Origin of the sequence: Maribacter sp. 4G9 (genome assembly GCF_002742265.1) — a bacterium.
Taxonomy (GTDB): Bacteria; Bacteroidota; Bacteroidia; order Flavobacteriales; family Flavobacteriaceae; genus Maribacter.
Map to the genome: position 1 here is coordinate 66,274 of NZ_MDGL01000179.1, position 20,321 is coordinate 86,594.

The 20,321-nt window shown below is 41.9% G+C and carries 15 protein-coding genes; 3 read left to right on the forward strand and 12 right to left on the reverse strand.

All coding sequences use genetic code 11. The features are described from left to right. Nucleotides 1-85: 85 nt before the first annotated feature. The 11 genes from mreC to miaB all read right to left on the reverse strand — a co-directional run bounded on the left by mreC (nt 86) and on the right by miaB (nt 11,706). On the reverse strand, nt 86-907 hold the full coding sequence (mreC, locus tag BFP75_RS18765; protein ID WP_099546863.1) for a rod shape-determining protein MreC: 822 nt from the start codon (nt 905-907) through the stop codon (nt 86-88). A 39-nt stretch (nt 908-946) separates the two neighbouring features. Beyond that, on the reverse strand, nt 947-1,975 hold the full coding sequence (locus BFP75_RS18770; RefSeq protein ID WP_099546864.1) for a rod shape-determining protein: 1,029 nt from the start codon (nt 1,973-1,975) through the stop codon (nt 947-949). A 56-nt stretch (nt 1,976-2,031) separates the two neighbouring features. Next, nucleotides 2,032-3,564, reverse strand: a complete 1,533-nt coding sequence (gene purH / locus BFP75_RS18775) for a bifunctional phosphoribosylaminoimidazolecarboxamide formyltransferase/IMP cyclohydrolase (RefSeq protein ID WP_099546865.1) — start codon at nt 3,562-3,564, stop codon at nt 2,032-2,034. Between the two features lie 91 nt (nt 3,565-3,655). Next, nucleotides 3,656-4,105 carry a GAF domain-containing protein gene (locus BFP75_RS18780; protein ID WP_099546918.1) on the reverse strand — a complete coding sequence of 150 codons (450 nt, stop codon included), beginning with the start codon at nt 4,103-4,105 and terminating at the stop codon, nt 3,656-3,658. A 490-nt stretch (nt 4,106-4,595) separates the two neighbouring features. Beyond that, nucleotides 4,596-6,227: a chaperonin GroEL gene (gene groL, locus BFP75_RS18790; RefSeq protein WP_099546866.1), complete on the reverse strand. Its 1,632-nt coding sequence runs from the start codon at nt 6,225-6,227 to the stop codon at nt 4,596-4,598. Nucleotides 6,228-6,341: 114 nt separating this feature from the next. After that, nucleotides 6,342-6,620 carry a co-chaperone GroES gene (groES, locus tag BFP75_RS18795; RefSeq protein WP_094997291.1) on the reverse strand — a complete coding sequence of 93 codons (279 nt, stop codon included), beginning with the start codon at nt 6,618-6,620 and terminating at the stop codon, nt 6,342-6,344. A 144-nt stretch (nt 6,621-6,764) separates the two neighbouring features. Next, on the reverse strand, nt 6,765-7,124 hold the full coding sequence (gene secG / locus BFP75_RS18800) for a preprotein translocase subunit SecG (RefSeq protein ID WP_099546867.1): 360 nt from the start codon (nt 7,122-7,124) through the stop codon (nt 6,765-6,767). Nucleotides 7,125-7,129: 5 nt separating this feature from the next. Then, nucleotides 7,130-8,026 carry a hypothetical protein gene (locus BFP75_RS18805; protein WP_099546868.1) on the reverse strand — a complete coding sequence of 299 codons (897 nt, stop codon included), beginning with the start codon at nt 8,024-8,026 and terminating at the stop codon, nt 7,130-7,132. A gap of 3 nt (nt 8,027-8,029) precedes the next feature. Continuing rightward, complete coding sequence (locus BFP75_RS18810; RefSeq protein WP_240531835.1) at nt 8,030-8,551, reverse strand: LptE family protein; 522 nt, start codon at nt 8,549-8,551, stop codon at nt 8,030-8,032. A gap of 323 nt (nt 8,552-8,874) precedes the next feature. Beyond that, nucleotides 8,875-10,146 (reverse strand): sigma-54 interaction domain-containing protein, encoded by a 1,272-nt coding sequence (locus tag BFP75_RS18815; RefSeq protein ID WP_099546870.1) that lies wholly within the window; start codon nt 10,144-10,146, stop codon nt 8,875-8,877. 114 nt (nt 10,147-10,260) lie between these two features. Further along, complete coding sequence (gene miaB / locus BFP75_RS18820; RefSeq protein ID WP_099546919.1) at nt 10,261-11,706, reverse strand: tRNA (N6-isopentenyl adenosine(37)-C2)-methylthiotransferase MiaB; 1,446 nt, start codon at nt 11,704-11,706, stop codon at nt 10,261-10,263. Between the two features lie 229 nt (nt 11,707-11,935). Between miaB and BFP75_RS18825 the strand changes: the two genes are divergently transcribed. Next, entirely contained in the window at nt 11,936-13,204 is a 1,269-nt protein-coding gene (locus tag BFP75_RS18825) for an LVIVD repeat-containing protein (protein WP_099546871.1), read from the forward strand. Nucleotides 13,205-13,273: 69 nt separating this feature from the next. Here BFP75_RS18825 and BFP75_RS18830 read toward each other — a convergent pair whose 3' ends face one another. Then, nucleotides 13,274-16,420 carry a WD40/YVTN/BNR-like repeat-containing protein gene (locus BFP75_RS18830; RefSeq protein ID WP_099546872.1) on the reverse strand — a complete coding sequence of 1,049 codons (3,147 nt, stop codon included), beginning with the start codon at nt 16,418-16,420 and terminating at the stop codon, nt 13,274-13,276. 175 nt (nt 16,421-16,595) lie between these two features. On the opposite strand from BFP75_RS18830, the gene topA reads away from it, so the two are divergent. Beyond that, nucleotides 16,596-19,085: a type I DNA topoisomerase gene (topA, locus tag BFP75_RS18835; protein WP_099546873.1), complete on the forward strand. Its 2,490-nt coding sequence runs from the start codon at nt 16,596-16,598 to the stop codon at nt 19,083-19,085. A 69-nt stretch (nt 19,086-19,154) separates the two neighbouring features. Next, nucleotides 19,155-20,312: a formimidoylglutamase gene (locus BFP75_RS18840; RefSeq protein WP_099546874.1), complete on the forward strand. Its 1,158-nt coding sequence runs from the start codon at nt 19,155-19,157 to the stop codon at nt 20,310-20,312. The last annotated feature ends 9 nt before the right edge of the window (nt 20,313-20,321 follow it).

Sequence of the window (20,321 nt, forward strand, 5' to 3'; positions counted from 1 at the left end):
ATAGCCAAAGAAGTTTAATCTGTTGAATACAAGTACCTGCACCAGGATCAATAGCACAAACCTTAGTATGTTTATAAAAAAGGTATTATTGATCATTTGTTCCCGTTGATTCCTGTAGTTCTAAGATTTCCTGCCTATTCAGGTTTTTTATTATGTAGACATTGTTAATGTTGGTCATATCATTAAAAAGGGAAACATCTATACGGTAAAAACTTTTGGAGGTATCCAAATCGAATTTTTTAATGGTCCCAATGGGAATATTTTCGGGGAAAATACTGCTCATGGCACCCGTAACTATCGTGTCTCCTATGGTAAGTTGCACCAATCTGGGAATGTCCATTAGTTGTACGGTCTTGTAATCCTTGGTATCCCAAATCAAAGAACCAAAATGATTGGAATTCTTGATTTTTGCATTTATGTTGGACTTTTCGTTCAGTATGCTTTGTACCGTGGAGAAACCGTTGGAGGTGTTTTCTACAATACCCAGAATACCTTTGGACGTAATTACGCCCATATCTTGTTCAACACTATCCTTATTGCCTTTGTTTATGGTAATATAGTTACGTTGGTCTGAGTAACTGTTTTTGATTACCCTGCCCCTTACCACTAAATAATTGCTCTCTAAGGTATCCAAGGGTTGTGCCCCGTTATTTGTCTTGTTATAAAGTTGGTATCGTAACCTTTGGTTCTCCTGTACCAGTTTTTCGTTTTCCTCCCTCAAATCAAAATAGGAGGTAGTATTATCGAAAAAAGCATAAATACTTCCCGATACATAATTGGCAGAATTTAGGAATCTGGATTGATGGTAGGAGTGCGATTGAAAAGTAAAAATTAACGAAATGAATAGTAGCAGAAGGTAGAATAGAAAGATTTTATACCGAATCAGAAAATTTATTATCTGTTGCATTCACTTCTAAATTTTCATTACAGGAATCTCTGTAGGGTATTACTTGATAAGTATGCTCTTATATCTTTCCAAGTTTTTAAGGGCAATACCTGTTCCACGAACAACCGCTCTCAAAGGATCTTCCGCTATGTAAACCGGCAAATCCGTTTTTTGCGAAAGTCTTCTGTCCAATCCCCGTAGCATGGATCCTCCACCGGCCAGGTAAATTCCCGTATTATAAATATCCGCGGCCAATTCCGGTGGTGTTTGCGACAATGTTTCCATAACCGCGTCCTCAACCCTTAAGATAGATTTATCGAGGGCCTTTGCGATTTCTCTATACGAAATTTGGACCTGCTTCGGTTTTCCTGTTAATAGGTCCCTACCTTGAACCGACTTTTCCTCAGGGGGGGATTGTAAATCCTCAGTGGCCGAACCTATTTCGATTTTTATGGCTTCGGCAGTAGTTTCGCCCACATAAAGATTGTGTTGTGTGCGCATGTAATAAATAATGTCGTTGGTAAAAACATCGCCCGCAATTTTTACGGATTTGTCACAAACAATACCCCCCAATGCTATAACTGCAATTTCAGTCGTACCCCCGCCTATGTCAACAATCATATTACCCTTGGGCTGCATGATGTCCAATCCTATACCGATAGCGGCGGCCATAGGTTCATGTATCAAATAAACCTCCTTGCCGTTCACCCTTTCCGCAGACTCCTTTACGGCTCGCATTTCCACTTCTGTAATACCTGAAGGAATACAGATAACCATTCTCAAGGCCGGTGGGAACCATTTTTTCTTTAGGGCGGGAATGTTCTTTATGAACATGTTGATCATCTTTTCCGATGCATCAAAATCTGCAATTACACCATCCTTCAATGGTCTAATGGTCTTTATGTTTTCATGGGTTTTTCCTTGCATCATGTTGGCTTCCTTTCCAACCGCGATGATTTTTCCACTAACCCGATCCCGTGCTACGATCGATGGACTGTCTACAACGACTTTGTCATTGTGGATTATTAAGGTGTTAGCAGTACCTAAATCAATTGCTATTTCCTCGGTCAAGAAGTCAAAAAATCCCATATGATAATGTTTGGTTATGGATTAGGGGTTGCAATACATCGACAAAAGTAGTAAAATTAATGCTTAAAATGACGCGTACCTGTCATCACCATAGAAATTCCATTTTCGTTGCAATAATCTATACTTAATTGGTCCTTAATGGAGCCACCGGGTTGTATGACGCTGGTAATTCCGGCATTGGCAGCAAGCTCAACGCAATCCGGGAATGGGAAGAAGGCATCGCTGGCCATAACGGCACCCTTTAAATCGAAATTGAAGGAGTTCGCCTTATGAATGGCTTGGTTTAAAGCATCTACCCTAGAAGTCTGGCCCGTGCCACTCGCACAAAGCTGTTTGTTCTTGGCCAAGACGATGGTGTTGGACTTTGTATGCTTACAAATCTTGGAAGCAAATAACAAATCTTCCAACTCTTGTTCACTCGGTTTGGTGATAGTGGCATGGCTCAAATCCTCGGAAATATCGGTCTTATAATCTTTTTCCTGCAGTAGGATACCGTTAAGGCAGGTACGCACTTGCATTTCAGGCATAGCCACGTCGTTCTGCACCAAAATGATACGGTTTTTTTTCCCTTTCAATGTGTCCAAGGCATCGTTGGAATAACTTGGGGCAATGACTACCTCACAAAAGAGTTCATGGATCTCTGTGGCGGTAGCCTTATCTATTTCCTTGTTACTGATCAAAACACCCCCAAAAGCGGAAACGGGATCGCCAGCCAATGCATCAATATAAGCCTTATGCAGCGTATCCCTTTGTGCCAATCCACAGGCATTGTTATGTTTTAAAATAGCGAAGGTAGGAGCCTCGTTTTTAAATTCGAGCATTAAGTTCACGGCCGCATCCACATCTAGCAAGTTGTTATAGGAGAGTTCCTTACCATGCAACTGCGAGAACATGGCATCAAAATCTCCAAAGAAAAACCCTTTTTGATGTGGGTTTTCCCCGTATCTTAAAACTTTTCCTTTGGTCTCGCTCACTTTTAGGGCAGCGATATCATGGTTTTTATTGAAGTAATTGAAAATGGCTGAATCATAATGGGAGGAAACATTGAAGGATTTGGCGGCAAATTTCTTTCGCTCCTCTAAAGTAGTCTCGCCAGCATTTTTAGAAATAATCTCCAAGAATTCTGAGTAATCCTCCATTGAGGATACGCACATAACATCTTTGTAATTTTTGGCTGCGGCCCTGATTAGGGAAATCCCTCCAATATCTATTTTTTCAATAATATCCTGTTCCGATGCCCCACTGGCCACTGTTTTTTCAAAAGGGTACAAATCAACGATGACGATATCCAATTGAGGGATGTCAAATTCTTCCAATTGGGCAACATCGCTTTCATTGTCCTGTCTATTAAGGATACCCCCAAAAACTTTGGGATGTAGGGTTTTTACCCTTCCGCCCAAAATCGAAGGGTAGCTTGTAACATCTTCTACCGGGATAACATCAACTCCCAAATCCCTTATAAATTTCTCTGTTCCTCCCGTTGAATAAATTGTAATACCAAGTTCTTGGAACTTAGTAACGATGGGTTCCAAACCGTCTTTGTGAAATACGGAAATTAAGGCCGAAGAGGCTTTTTTTGAGCTGCTCATTTTAGGATACTTATGGGTTTGATTAAGGCAACAAAAGTACTTTTTTTAAGAGTAAAATCAGGTTGAGTTTATCAACAAAAACATTAAAGTTTTAAAGAATTTTGGCAACTTCACCGTTTACGAATTCCAAAAACCGTTCATCTTCTTCCGTGAATGGATCCAAGGTATTTGAATCGATATCAATTTGCCCAATGTTTTCCCCGTTTACGAACAGCGGCACAACAATTTCGGATTTGACAGTAATGCTACAGGCGATGTAATTGTCCTGCGCCTTCACATCGGGAACCACAAAGTTTTGGTTGCTCACCGCCACCTGTCCGCAGATACCCTTGCCAAAGGGAATAATGGTATGGTCTGTGGGTGCTCCTGCATAGGGCCCTAGCTTTAGTTCTTCCTTTTGACCGTTTTTAAAATAAAAACCAACCCAATCGTAGTGGTCCACTTTCTTTTTTAGAAGGTCACAAAGTTCCTGGAGTTTTGAATCCAAATCCTTTTTAGATCCTAATATTGAGATTATTTGGGGTTTTAAAGTAGTAAACATAATGGGTCTTTTTTGGGATATAAAATTGGGGTTAAACAATTTAAAATGCAATGGTTTTACCTTAAATTTTACCATAGGATCTAAGGCGCGTAAGTATCTGTATTTTAATATTTTAACTCGTAATTTGTTTCTGCTGAAATCAATTTTAGTTAATATTTTCTTAACAAAAATATCATCGATCACTATCTGAAATACATTCGTGTAAATTTCTATAAATTAGATTTCAATGGCACAAGCAAAATCAGCTGGTAAACCTGCTGCGAAACCTTCTCCTGCAAAGGCTGGTAAGAAGGCTGCTCCAAAAGCTGCTCCTAGAAAGAAGTAGTTGTGTTCGGACCTATGGGATAGGTCCTTACCTTTGGAAGAAGAAACCACCTTTTGTAAAGAAAGAAGGTGGTTTTTTTATGACTTGAAATAAAAAAGCTGCCCAATATTTTGGACAGCTTTTCACTTTAGTTATCTAAGTCCCCTCTTGAGATTTGGGGGCTTATTACATCATACCGGGCATGCCACCGCCACCCATTGCTGGGCCTGCAGGGGCATCTTCCTTAATATCGGTCAATGCACATTCTGTGGTCAATATCATTCCAGCAACAGAAGCGGCATTTTCCAAGGCCACCCTGGTTACTTTCTTAGGGTCGATTATACCGGCCTTCATCATCTCAACATATTTATCTGATTTGGCATCATAACCGTAATCTCCTTTTCCTTCAAGAATTTTGGCAACAACTACGGAACCTTCACCACCGGCATTTTCAACGATGGTCCTAAGTGGCGCTTCTATAGCCCTGGCAACGATTTGTAGACCTGTAGCTTCATCCTCGTTTTCCGTACTTACTTTTGAAAGAACCGACTTGGCCCTTACCAAAGCTACACCACCACCTGCTACGATACCTTCCTCAACGGCGGCCCTTGTAGCGTGCAATGCATCGTCAACACGGTCTTTTTTCTCTTTCATTTCAACTTCGGAGGCAGCCCCAACATAAAGAACGGCCACACCACCGGCCAATTTGGCCAAACGCTCCTGTAACTTTTCTTTGTCGTAATCAGAAGTTGTTGTCTCAATTTGAGACTTTATTTGGTTCACCCTAGCCTTTATATCCTTGGCAACCCCGCCTCCGTTTACGATGGTCGTGTTGTCCTTATCGATCTGTACTTTTTCACAAGTACCTAGCATATCGATTGTTGCATTGTCCAAGGAGAAACCTCTTTCCTCGGAGATAACGGTACCTTTTGTCAGGATTGCGATATCCTCCAACATGGCCTTTCTTCGGTCTCCAAAACCTGGAGCCTTAACAGCGGCAATTTTTAGGGAACCTCTTAATTTGTTTACCACCAAAGTAGCCAAAGCCTCACCATCCACATCTTCTGCAATGATCAATAATGGCTTGCCGGATTGTGCTACTGGTTCCAATACGGGAAGCAGGTCCTTCATAGAAGAAATTTTCTTGTCGAACAACAAGATATATGGGTTGTCCAATTCAGTGACCATTTTTTCCGAATCGGTTACAAAGTATGGTGAAAGATAACCCCTATCGAACTGCATACCTTCCACAACATCCACATAGGTGTCCGTTCCTTTGGCCTCCTCAACGGTAATAACCCCTTCTTTGCCAACTTTATCAAAGGCTTGAGCGATCAAATCCCCAATTGCCTCATCGTTATTTGCCGATATGGAGGCAACTTGTTTGATTTTTTCGGATGAATCACCAACTTTTTTGGCTTGCTTGGCCAAATTTTCCACGATGGCCTCAACTGCTTTGTCGATACCTCTTTTAAGGTCCATTGGGTTTGCGCCTGCCGCAACGTTCTTTAGACCTTCCTTAACGATAGCTTGGGCAAGAACGGTAGCTGTAGTAGTACCATCACCTGCCAAATCATTGGTCTTGGAGGCAACTTCCTTAACCATTTGCGCACCCATGTTCTCAAGTGCGTTTTCAAGCTCTATTTCCTTTGCTACGGTAACACCGTCTTTCGTTACTTGCGGTGCTCCAAATGATTTGCTGATTATTACGTTTCTACCTTTTGGTCCTAAGGTTACTTTTACAGCATTTGCCAATGCATCCACGCCTCTCTTGAGTCCGTCTCTTGCATCAATGTCAAATTTTATGTCTTTTGCCATGTTTTAATTATTTTGCTTTTCGGCCTTTCGCTCTGCGCATGTGGCCATTATTTAATTTTCTATTAAACTTTTTTGGATTGGGCTATAGGCCAATGGCCTGCAGCCAAGAGATTTTTAAATGATCGCTAAAATGTCACTCTCACGCATCATTAGGTAATCAGAACCATCCAACTTTAATTCTGTACCGGCATATTTTCCATAAAGAACGGTATCACCAACCTTAACAGTAACTTTTTCGTCCTTGGTTCCAGGTCCTACGGCAACCACTTTACCTCTTTGAGGTTTTTCCTTTGCCGTATCTGGAATATAAATCCCCGACGCAGTTTTTGTTTCAGCTGCCATTGGCTCAATAAGTACTCGGTCTGCCAATGGTTTGATATTAACTTTAGCCATAATATTAAAATTTTAAATTGATTTTTAAGTTTCACACTTTAAAGGCAGAAATTATGCCATTACCTAAAAACTGACACATTGTGAAAGCAAAAATGCCAGCTTGTCATTAAGCTGGCATTTTATATAGACTTTTAAGTTCTTAAACTACAGACTGTCGTTCGTTGAACTATCATTTGTGACAGGTGGGGTCACTTCCTCGGGTAAAGTTTCCGGAACCGTGGTCTCGAAATCATCGCCCTGCAAAAGTTTGGAATCCGCATCCCCAAAGTTTCCTTTTAGAGCAATGTTGGAAGCTAAAATCAGTATGACCAAAAGTCCGGCCAACGTCCAGGTGCTTTTGTCCAAAAAGTCACCAGTCTTTTTGACGCCCCCTACAACTTGATTTCCTCCGCCGCCAAAAGAAGATGATAATCCCCCTCCCTTTGGGTTCTGAACCATGATTACCAATACCAATAAAAAGCAGACAATGATAATTAGTATCAGAAATATTGAAAATGTACTCATTATACCTACTTGTTTTCTTGTTGAATTTTTTGTACCGATTTTATTCGGTCTGCAAAGAAACTACTTTTTTCCGGATATTTCAAACTTAAAATTTTGTAGGCCTGAATGGCCTTTTTGTATTTTTTTTGTTCCAGATAGACCCTTGCCAAGGTTTCCGTCATTAACTCATTTTTATCGATTTTAACCGAGTCTTTTGGATTGAAGGAGGTCTTTATATTTTCCTTGGGTACTATTTTTGGATTTTCAGCAATGAACTTATCTATGCGGTCGAACTTCTGTTTCTTGCGGTCGGGATTTCTGGATTGTTTTTTTTGTGCCGTTTCCTTCGTTTTTTCATTTATAGAATCCCCGTTTTCTTCCCGTTCTATTTTTTTCTTCGACGCGAGTTGAAGCCATTCTGTAAAAGAATATTTTTCTTTTTTGTCAAAATCCAAAGGCTTTCCCAAATCCAAGGTTTCAACCTCTTTTTTTATTTCCTCTGAAGGTTTTTTGGAGGTGAAAATTTCAGGATCCAGAATGTGTTCGGCATCGTGGATGTCCTGTGGCAAAGGCTTGTCTTCTGATTCCTCGATGAGTTTTATCTCCTTTTGGGTCAAGTTGGGTGCTTTGTCCGTAACGGGGTTTTCATCGACTTCTGGCGATGTGGGCAAATCGTATTGTAGAAAATCCTTGGAGGTAATAAAATCAAAGAGAACATCACGGTCCGTGGTACAGGCCGCCGTAAGTTTCAATGCCTTATTGTACTTATAGCTATTTAGGTTTTTAAGTCCCTTTAGATGCAAGGCCCTTGCCGCCTGAAAATATGGATATTCCTTAATGATATCCTCCAATTGCTTCGTTTGCAAAGGATCTACAACTTTGTTGGGGTGTTCAAGGAAGTATGTAAAATCCGAAATAGTCATGGGTTACCAATCTGCTAAGGAAGCATTAAAAATATCTTGGGTTATACGTTCAAAAATGACTTCATGGGCTTCGTCCTTTATTGCCGACAACTGTACGTTTGCAGGATAGTCATAAAAAAAGGAAAAACTTTGGTCAAAATCCGCATCGGGATTGTTTCGGTTGTAGAAGCGGGCCTTTACCCTAATGGAAAGTCGGTTTTGGGCCGCTGTTTGTTGCGCCGTTGCGGCCATGGGTGAAATTCTATATTCTGTTATTTCCCCTTCGTACAACAAATCGGCATTCCCATTGTTCACCAAATCCAAACTCGATTGGTCCAATATCCTATTCTGTAATGCCTGAGTGAAATCCCTGTCCATACCTGGTTCAAAGGTAGAACCCGGACTCTGCGTGGCATAATTTTGAAAGTAGTTTACCTGAAAGGTTTCCGCGTCAATGGGTCCGGCCCCCGTAAAATTATAGATGCCGCAGCTGATTGTCAAAAGCAGGGGCATGAGAATCAAGATTATTTTTTTTAGTGTGTTCAAGGGTTTACTATGTTTCAGGTTTCAGGTTTCAGGTTTCAGGTTTCGCGTTTTGGGTTTTCCTTTTGCCATATAAATATAACTTGGATTTTTTCTGGTTCAATAACAGAGACCCGGTTATGGTTAAGAATAGACCCATAACAGTTTATGGTAAATTCGAACTATTGTAATTTGTCATTTTAAAAATTCCGTACAACAGAACAACAATTCCTGCCATTCCTAAAATCGTTCCAATTAATTTATTGTTTTTCATTTTTGAGGGTGTTTTCTAAACTATGAAACTTGAAACTAGGAACTTTCTAACATCTAACATCTAACACCTCAAATCAGAGATCGTATTGCTTTATTTTTCTGTATAATGTTCTTTCCGATATTCCAAGCTCAGAAGCTGCGGCCTTTCTTTTGCCCCTATTCCTGTCCAAGGATTTCTTGATCAATTCAATTTCCTTTTCCTGTAAAGATAGGGTTTCCTCTTCCTGGATTTCCTCTGCAAAATGATATTTGTCCTCTTGGGGCACTTGGGTAAATGCTCTTTCTACTTGGGGTTCCGGTAAATGTAGCACTTCCAAAGGTGAAATATCCTGATCTTCAATCTCCTCCTCCTGTTTATCTCCATAGATTTTGCGAATCAGGTTTTCATTTTCCTCCTGAACTTTTTGGGAATCGTTGTTCTTTAAAAGTTCCATGGTCAATTTCTTGAGATCGTTGAGGTCACCCTTCATATCGAACAACACTTTGTATAAAATTTCCCGCTCATTACTGAAATCTCCTTCTGATTTTTTGGTATTTATGACGGCAGGTAGGTTGCTGCCCACATTATGCGGTAGGTAGCGGTTAAGTGTTTTGGCGTCTATGGCCCTGTTTTCTTCCAATACTGAAATCTGCTCCGCTATATTTCTTAGTTGCCGTATGTTTCCAGGCCAACGGTATTTCAATAATAGATCCACGGCACTGTCCTCCAAACGGATGGTGGGCATCTTATATTTTTGTCCAAAATCCGAAGCAAACTTCCTAAACAATAAATGGATGTCCTCTTGCCGTTCCCGCAGGGGAGGAATATTGATTTCCACCGTACTTAACCTATAATAAAGATCTTCCCTGAACCTTTCCTTTTTTATGGCCTCGAACATGTTGACGTTTGTGGCCGCCACGATTCTTACATTCGTCTTTTGGACTTGGGAAGAACCTACTTTTAGAAATTCCCCATTTTCCAGAACCCTTAACAGTCTTACCTGCGTAGTCAAGGGAAGTTCCCCAACCTCATCTAGGAAAATAGTACCTCCATCCGCCACTTCAAAATAACCGCTCCGGGTTTGTGTGGCTCCGGTAAATGCCCCTTTTTCGTGTCCAAAAAGTTCACTGTCAATCGTCCCCTCTGGAATGGCCCCGCAGTTTACAGCTATATATTTGGCGTGTTTCCTGTGAGAAAGGGAATGTATGATTTTTGGGATAGACTCCTTCCCAACACCACTTTCTCCCGTAACTAAAACCGAGATATCGGTAGGGGCTACCTGTATGGCCTTTTCAATGGCCCTGTTCAGTTTGGGGTCCTGGCCTATGATTTCAAATCGTTGTTTTATACTTTGTATGCTTTCCATGTACTCTATCGTCGAGATTAAAAATACTCCGATTGCTTATTTCGGAATAAAACTTGATTTTTTTATATGTGCCTCTAGGGCTCGCGACAGTTTGGGTTATTGTCCCGCACGTACTCAGTTATTATGGGAATACCCCACGGCCTTGCCCAACAAGGTGGCAGAGGTACATTCCTGCATTTCTACCATCACAAAATCTCCAACCTTATAATCCTCTTTTGGAAAAACGGCCACCGTATTCTGGGAGGTACGTCCCATCCAGTGGGCATCTGATTTTTTGGAAACGCCCTCTATCAATACTTCTTGGGTTTTTCCTAGATTGGCTTTTATACGTTCCAAGGAATGTTGTCTCTGTAAGTCGATAATTTCAGTTAGCCTTCGTTTTTTTATTTCTGGCGGTACAGTGTCTTCCAATTTTCGTTCTGCCAAGGTTCCAGGCCTTTCAGAATATGCAAACATAAAACCATAATCATATTTCACATACTCCATCAAGGTAAGGGTGTCTTGATGGTCCTCTTCATTTTCAGTGGGGAAGCCGGCGATCATGTCCTGGGAAATGGCACAATCTGGAATGATGTTCCTAATGTTATCGATGAGCGCAAAATACTCCTCCCGGGTATGCAGACGATTCATCGCTTTTAAAATCCGGTTACTTCCGCTTTGAACGGGCAGGTGGATGTAATTGCAGATGTTTTCATACTTCGCCATGGTGTGGATAACATCCAAAGTCATATCCTGCGGATTGGAAGTAGAGAATCTGATTCTCATTTTTGGCTGGGCCAATGCCACTTTTTCCAATAGCTGGGAAAAGTTAACGGCCATGGCCTGCTCCATTTCGGAAGCTTTTCCAAAATCTTTTTTTAACCCCCCCCCGTACCAAAGATAACTATCAACATTTTGACCCAATAAGGTCACTTCCCTGAACCCTTTGTTCCAAAGGTCGTTTACCTCGTTTATGATGGATTGGGGGTCCCGGCTTCTTTCCCTTCCACGGGTAAAGGGAACCACACAGAACGTACACATATTGTCACAACCCCTTGTAATCGATACAAAAGCAGTAACTCCGTTCGAATTCAATCTAACCGGAGCAACGTCCCCATAGGTCTCATCTTTGGAGAGTATGACGTTTACGGCATTTCTACCTTCATCTATTTCTTGGATGAGGTTGGGCAGGTCTTTGTAGGCATCTGGACCTACGACCATGTCCACAATTTTTTCCTCTTCCAGGAATTGGTGTTTCAATCGTTCTGCCATACACCCCAATACCCCCACTTTTAGATGGGGTCTGTCTTTTTTTATGGCATTGAATTTTTCCAGTCTTTTCCTAACCGTTAATTCGGCCTTTTCCCTAATGGAGCAGGTGTTCACCAAGACCAAATCCGCGTCCTCCAAATTTTGCGTAGTGTTGAACCCTTCCTCAGCCAGGATAGAGGCCACGATTTCACTATCGGAAAAATTCATCTGACACCCGTAACTCTCTATATATAGGTTTCGCTGGTTTTGAACCTTACGTTCGGTACTTAGGACTGAACCCTGTATGCCTTCATCAATTGTTTTCTCCATAAAGCCTTCAATTGCCATTAAATATTGGGTGCGCAAAGATAACATTATATTCAAAAATATGACAAGATGACAGTTTAATTTAGCTTTATTTTATAGTTTGAATTGCCATATAAAACTCTGTCATACCTAGGTAATACAAAGAGAGCGGGGCAAAATATTTTTACCAAGTTTACGCAACTTGATTCACCATTTTTCATCTTAGGAGGGTAACTGATTTAATCCTAACATCATGAAAAAGAATATACTATTGCTTTTTTTGTGCTCCTTGATTCCTTTCGTCTCCTGTGAGGACGACGGACCATACGAGGACTATTTGGTTGCGAGACCCATTTTGGAAGATGCCATATCCTTTAAGGCAGAGGCCATTGACATTGTTGACCCTTTACCCATACAGTCCTCCGGTAAAATCTATGCATACAAGAACTACATTTTTATTAACGATGTAGGAAGTGGATTTCATGTAATCGACAATCAGAACCCTACGAATCCCCAAAATATTGCCTTTATTAAATTGGAAGGAAACAACGATATTTCCATTAAGGACGACAAGCTATTTGCCGATAGCTATGGTGACCTGGTCATTTTTGATATTTCCGATATAAACAATATTCATTTGACCAGCCGTATGGTCAATGCCATTTACAAGAATTATGACGTTTGGGTCCAAAACGTTGAATTTCCACAAGCCGATATTTATGACTATGGTAATATCGATTACGATAGGTTCGTCGTTGTAGGTTGGGAGGTAAATATGGAGCGAAGACCGGTTTCTGAATATGAGGCGCAATACAGATGTGATGGGTGTGAGTTCCTGAGTTTGGACAATGCCGTAAACACTGCCGAGAGTAATGTGGGCCAAGGTGGTTCCCTCGCTCGGTTCAAGATTGTGGGCGACTACCTGTATGTAGTAGATTATAGCGACCTGAATATTTTTGATCTATCAGATCTGGAAACACCGTTAGCGTTGGACGATGTATCCGTGGCCTGGGATATAGAAACGATTTTTAATCAGGGTGAGATTTTGTTCATTGGTGGAAGACAGGGCATGTATATCTACGATATTAAGGACCCTTCAAAACCGGAGTTTGTTTCTGAATTCAGGCATGGAACGGCGTGCGATCCCGTGGTGGTCGATGGAAATTATGCGTATGTGACCTTAAAGGGCGGCGATTTTTGCGGGAATACGGAAAGCGGTCTTTATGTAGTGGACATATCAAATTTAAAAAATCCTGAATTGAAGGTCATTTATCCTATGTCCGGTCCCAATGGACTAGGTATTAAAGGGGATAAACTCTTTATTTGTGATGGAAGCGACGGGCTTAAGGTATTCGACAAGAGTAATGCTCCAAATATTACCCAGCTCAACCATTTCCCAAATATCGAAGCCTATGACGTGATACCTTTGGAAACTACCTTGTTGATGATTGGAGGTGGCACGTTAAGGCAGTACGAATATTTGGAAAACGATATCCGGCTGATAAGTACTTTTGAATTGTAAGCCATATACAACAAAAAGGGGAAGCCATTTGGCCTCCCCTTTTTTAGTATTATGATGGAATCATGGTTCCTACTCCACAGAAATCATTTTGATCTTTCTTTCCTGTACTTTGTTGTTTATATTTTCCACATACTGTAACATCACCTTATTTAGGTTTTCGATTTCAACATTCAATTCCTTGGTCACTACATCAAAGAATTCTTTGGCCTGTTCCGTTGGAGCATGGTCCCCTCTTTGGGAATCGGCCAACAAAAATGCAAGCCGGTTGTTTATACGAATGCCATAGTTCAAAGGGTCTTGCCTACTTTGGTTTTTGGTCATGTGGATCTTGTTTTCTATAACGGATATTTTGGATTCAAAGTCAGAAATAAGTTCTTGCATTGTAGTATCCTCCTTGGTTTTCGACTTTACATATTCCAAATCGTTCTTCACCTTTCTGATAGTAATGATGGCGTTGTTGGCGCGGCTAACCTGATCGCGTACCTTGATTAGAAAATTGAACTGATCGTTTAATTCTTCTTGTGTGATGTCAAGCCTTGGGTCTATTAAGATGCTAAAATCCTTTTCCTGTACTTGCCCGTTATAAGTCAATCTCACCTTATAATCCCCAGGTACGGCTTTAGGGCCAATGTTTGGTGATGAATAGAAAACCATTCCTTTGAAAGCATCAAAACCGGGATACCTCATGTTCCAGATGAGTCGGTTACCGCCGGACTTAACATTTAAACTTTTGGTAGCGGAAGGATTCAGTTTGTCGGCAACGGCCTTGTTTGAAAAACTTTGGATAACCGTTCCATTGTTCTCCAGAATATCGATTTGTACAGAATCGGTTTCCTTAAGGTCTTTGAGGTAATAATTGATGATGGTTCCGTCTGGATGATTTTCCCCCTCCAATTTGGAATTTCTATCGTCTGAATCGCCAGATTGATACATCCTGTAGGAGATATCTGGTTTGTACATATAAAAATCACTATTGGCAACTTTATCAGACAATTGATGCAGTGGGGTAAGGTCGTCGATCATCCAAAAGCTTCTACCATGGGTGGCGGCAATTAAGTCATTGTCCCTAACGTGAAGATCTCGTATAGATGTTATGGGTAAATTCAGCTGAAAGGGGGACCAAGATTTGCCATCGTCAAAGGACACGTACATGCCCCATTCCGTTCCGGCATATAGGAGACCTTCCCTAACTTTATCGGAACGTATGGCGCGCGTATAATATTCTTTGGGTATACCGCTAGTAATGACCTCCCAGGTTTTACCGTAGTCCACTGTTTTATATAAATACGGGGTATAATCGCCAAACTTATAGGCGGATGCGGCTACATAGGCAGTGCCCTTATTGAACGGACTTGCGTCGATACAATTGATCATATTCAATTTAGGGGACATATCCAAAGGTGGCGTTACATTCTCCCAGTTTTCACCGTTATCCCGTGTTACGTGTATGAGGCCGTCATCGCTACCGGTCCATATGACACCTTCTTCCAATGCCGATTCAGAAATAACAAAAATATTCGAATAGAATTCCGCTCCGGTATTGTCTTGGGTAATGGGGCCGCCACTGGATTTTATGGTTTCCGGTAACCCACGGGTTAAATCGGGCGATATGGTTTTCCAGGACTGTCCCCCATTGGTTGTCATATGTAGGTAATTGGATCCAGCGTAAAGTTTTTTGGAATCATGGATACTGAAGGTTACCGGATAGTTCCAATTGAACCTGTATTTCATGACTTCGGCGCCGGAACCAGCGGGATTGTCGGGCCATACGTTTGTAGATCTTGCCTGCCCTGTACTATGGTCCAACCTATTCATGTAACCTTTATAGGTACCGCCGTATACAATGTTGTTGTTCTTGGGGTCTGGAGCCAAATGTGCACTCTCACCTCCGGCGGTAGGTTCCCAATCACGCTCGGTTATGGCACTACCTGCGGTTCTATGAGCTATACGTAAGGCGGTATTGTCCTGTTGGGCACCATATAGGCGATAGGGAAAAACACTATCTGTCACTACCCTATAGAATTGGGCGGTTGGTTGGTTGTGGTAGGTGGTCCAATTATTTCCACCATCATTTGAAATTTGGGCCCCTCCATCATCTGCAATGGCCATTCTATTATTGTTGTTGGGATCTATCCAAAGGTCATGATGGTCCCCGTGCGGTGCATTTTTTAAGGTAAAGGTTTTTCCTCCATCCGTGGATACCCCGTAACTTACGTTCATGACATATAGCTTGTCTACATTTTGGGTGTCCGCATAAATCCTGGTGTAGTACCAGGCGCGTTGTCTAAGGGCACGGTTCTCATTTATCTTGGCCCAAGTTTTTCCACCATCGTCCGAACGGAAAAGACCACCCTCCTCAGCTTCAATTAGGGCCCAAACCCTTTTTGAATCCACGGGAGATACGGTCACCCCAACAATGCCCCATGGAAATCCCGGTAAACCGGAGTTTGATGAAATGTCCGTCCAAGTATCGCCACCATCGGTACTTTTGAACATCTTGCTATCCGGCCCACCGCTGTCCATACGATACCCATTTCGCTTCATTTCCCAAGTAGTGGCAAAAAGGATCCTTGGGTTATTGGGGTCCATAATTAGGTCACCTGCACCTGCCTTGTCACTTACATAAAGAACTTTTTCCCAAGTATCGCCCCCGTCCATTGAGCGGTAAACGCCTCTTGTTTCGTTTGGTTTCCACAAGTTTCCTAGAGCGGCCACATAAAGGATGTTAGGATTTTTTGGATGTATCCTGACGCGTGCAATGTGTTCCGAACCTTCAAGCCCTATGAATTTCCAGGTTTCTCCTGCATCCATGCTTTTCCACATACCATGACCCGAGGAAACGTTGCCACGCAAGGTCTGTTCGCCTTCTCCCACATAGATTATATTTGGGTCTGATTCAGACACCGCAACGGTACCAATTGATCCCCCGTAAAAACCATCTGAAATGCACTCCCATGAATTACCGGCATCCGAAGTTTTCCAGACACCGCCACCCGCCGTACCCATATAATATAGATTTGGGTCATTGATAACACCTGTTACCGTTCCAGCCCTGCCACCACGAAAGGGTCCCACCAAACGCCATTCCATACCTTCGTAAAGCGATTGGTCAAATTGCACGCCCTTGGCCTTATTGTTTTTTCGTTGACCTAATGCTTCGTTATAGGGTAGGAAAAGAAGTAAGCATAGAGCTAGTAAGAAGTAGTTTTTTTTCATCTTTGGTCCGTTCTTTAATTATTTCTTCTAAAAATAAGAAAACATATCCTTCACATTCATAACTCGCTTCCTTTTCTTTATTTGCACAATAATCCTTTATCTAACCCCGAAATAAGGGGTTGCAAATTTTAAAGTATAATTTTTAGTATACATTTGTATCCATAAAAATCAATGCATGGCCAAGAATTTAGTTATCGTCGAGTCCCCGGCAAAAGCAAAAACCATTGAAAAGTTTCTAGGAAAGGATTTTAAGGTAGAATCCAGTTTTGGGCATATTGCAGATTTGCCGTCCAAAGAATTGGGTGTGGATGTGGAGAATGATTTTGCGCCAAAATATGTAGTTGACAAGGAGAAAAAGGCCTTGGTTAAAAAACTAAAGGATTTGGCCAACAAAGCGGAGACCATTTGGTTGGCAAGTGATGAGGACCGTGAGGGAGAGGCTATTTCCTGGCATTTGGCGGAGGAATTGGGCTTGGACAAGAAAAAGACCAAAAGAATTGTTTTTAACTCGGTGACCAAAGCGGCCATTCAACGGGCAATAGAAAACCCCAGGGATATAAACTACAATTTGGTGAATGCCCAACAAGCGAGAAGGGTACTGGACCGTTTGGTGGGGTATGAACTTTCCCCTGTACTTTGGAAAAAGATAAAACCGGGATTGTCCGCTGGACGAGTGCAATCAGTGGCCGTTAGGCTTATTGTTGAAAGGGAGCGGGCGATTGATGACTTTACACCTGAAGCCTCGTTCAAGATTTATGCGGAGTTCAAAGCGGAATCTGGAAGTGTCTTCCTAGCCAAGTTGGGTAAGGCCTTTGACTCCAAGGAAGAGGCGAATGCCTTTTTGGAGCAAAATATCGGAGCAAAATTTTCAGTAGCCAAACTGGATAAAAAACCGGCCAAGAAATCTCCTTCGGCACCGTTTACCACCTCCACCTTACAGCAAGAGGCCTCTAGAAAGTTATATTTTTCTGTGGGTAGAACCATGCAGGTTGCACAAAGGCTCTATGAGGCCGGACTCATAACCTACATGAGGACAGATAGCGTAAATCTTTCCGGGGAGGCCATAAATTCGGCAAAAGAGGCCATAATCAATAATTATGGGGATAAATATAGTAAGGTCAGAAACTTTACTGGAAAATCCAAAGGTGCCCAAGAAGCCCATGAGGCCATTCGACCAACTGATATGTCAAATCAATCGCCTTCCCTGGAACGGGATCAGTCAAAATTGTATGATCTTATTTGGAAAAGAACGGTAGCATCACAAATGAGCGATGCCGAACTGGAGCGTACGAATGTTCGTATCCAGGCCGATAAACATTCCGAGGAGTTCACGGCCAATGGAGAGGTCATCAAATTCGATGGTTTCCTAAAAGTATATCTGGAAGGGGTCGACGATGAGGATTTGTCAGAGGAGCAGGATGGTATGCTGCCCGCCATGAAGGTTAACGAGGTCTTATATAACAATCACATAACGGCCACGGAACGGTTTAGCAGACCTCCCTATAGATATACCGAAGCTTCCTTGGTCAAAAAATTGGAGGAATTGGGTATTGGAAGACCTTCCACCTATGCCCCAACCATTTCCACTATACTTAATAGGGGGTATGTTGAAAAGGGAACCATAGAGGGTACGGAAAGAAAATATGCCCAATTGGTTCTCCAGGCGAATACTATAAAGGAAAAGAATCTTACTGAAAATGTAGGATCGGATAAAGGTAAAATGGTTCCAACCGATATTGGTACAATTGTAACCGATTTCTTGGTAAGCAATTTTGGAAATATCCTGGATTACAATTTTACGGCCCAAGTGGAAGAGGATTTTGATGAAATTGCCACTGGAGAGGAAGATTGGAAAAAAATGATGAAAAACTTTTACAAGGATTTTCATCCCAATGTCCTGGACGTGGAAGAAAATGCCGATAGGGCCAGCGGTGAGCGGGTTCTGGGCAAAGATCCTAAAACGGGAAGGCAAGTTTCCGTTCGTCTGGGCAGATTTGGGCCCATGGTACAAATTGGAACGGTTGAGGAGGAGGATAAACCGCTTTTTGCAAGTCTTTTACCGGATCAGTCCTTGAACACCATTAGCTATGAAGAGGCCATGGACCTATTTAAACTACCCAGAAAATTGGGGGTTTATGAAGGCGAGGAAGTGGAAGCGAACGTAGGAAGGTTTGGACCTTATGTGCGTTTTGGCAAGACATTTATTTCATTGCCCTCGGATGAAAACGCCTTGGAAGTGGAAATGGAACGTGCCATTGAGCTTATAAAAGAGAAGCAAAAGGCCGATGCCCCTATAGCCAGTTATGAAGGTGAGGACGTAACAAAAGGTGTAGGTCGATTTGGTCCGTATATAAAATGGAACGGTATGTTTATCAATGTCAATAAAAAGTATGACTTTGATAATTTGTCCCAAGACGATATCGTAGCCCTTATCGAGGACAAAAAGCAAAAGGAACGGGAAAAAGTCGTACAAAACTGGCCGGACCAAGGAATCAGGATTGAAAAGGCAAGGTGGGGACGGCACCATATCATAAAAGGGAAGACTAAGGTCGAATTGGCAAAAACGGTGGACGTTTCCAAAATGTCATTGGAAGAAGCTGCAGAATTGATAGAAAAAAAGACCCCCAAAAAAAAGACAAAAGCGAAACCCAAATCAAAAAAGTAGTATAATTTTGAAAGAAAGTGTTGGGCGACCTTACTTTTAAACAATCAAAATCAATACTTAAAAACCAACATGGCCTTTGATTTTTTAGTTCCTGTAGAGGAAAGGGTGCTTGCCCACTGTGAACTATTGCCAGCCCAGGCAATAGGTAGAAATACCCATATACATACAGTAAAGGATGGCTTGCCCGTCTTAGCGAACGCTACCGTTGCGATCTTTGGCGTTAAGGAATCCAGGAATGCCTATGAAAAGAAACTGGAAATTTTGGACGTCTCCGCCATAAGGTTACAATTATACAAACTCATGTTGGGAAACTGGGACACTACGATCGTAGATCTTGGTGATTTGGAAGAAGGTGAAACGGTCGAGGACACCTATTTTGTCGTGAAGGAGGTTACAGCGGGCTTGTTGGAAGAAAATGTAATTCCTATCATCTTGGGAGCTACTCAGGACATTACCTACCCCATGTACCGGGCGTTCGACGGCATAAAGGATATGATAAATCTGGTCGCCGTGGACAGTAGGTTCGACTTTGGTATCGATGACGAACTTATATCCTCCCACTCCTATATGAGCAAGATCATTACGGATAAGCCCAACAATCTTTTCAACTTTTCCAACATGGGCTATCAGAGTTATTTTATTGCCCAGGAAGAGGTGGATCTTATGGAACGCCTTTTTTTTGATTCCTATAGGTTGGGAGAAATTGTCAGCGATTTATCGCTGGCGGAGCCCGCACTCAGAAACGCCCATATGGTCAGCTTGGATGCTAGGGCCATTAAGGCCAGTGAGATTGGATTTTCTGGAAATTTTTCCCCTAACGGATTTACCGGAAGGGAGATTTGTGCCATTTCAAGATATGCAGGTATCAGTGAGCGGGTCATGGCATTTGGTATTTTCGAAATGGAAAATAACATTCAGTGCCAACAATTGTTGGCACAAATAATATGGTACTTCATAGAGGGTATCAATTACAGGATCAAGGAGTCCCCTTATACTAAAACAGAGGACTTTACCAAATACAATGTTCCTAACGATGAAGAGGAACTCGTTTTCTACAAGAGTCTTCTGACCGAAAGATGGTGGGTAGAGGTACCATCAATTTTTACTTCACATACTAAAGAAGGTACACCAGCGTTATTACCTTGCACAGAGCAGGATTATTTGGACGCATGTGACCAAAAAATTCCCGAAAGGTGGTTTAAGGCCTATAAAAAGGGCTTTAATTAATTGAAAAAT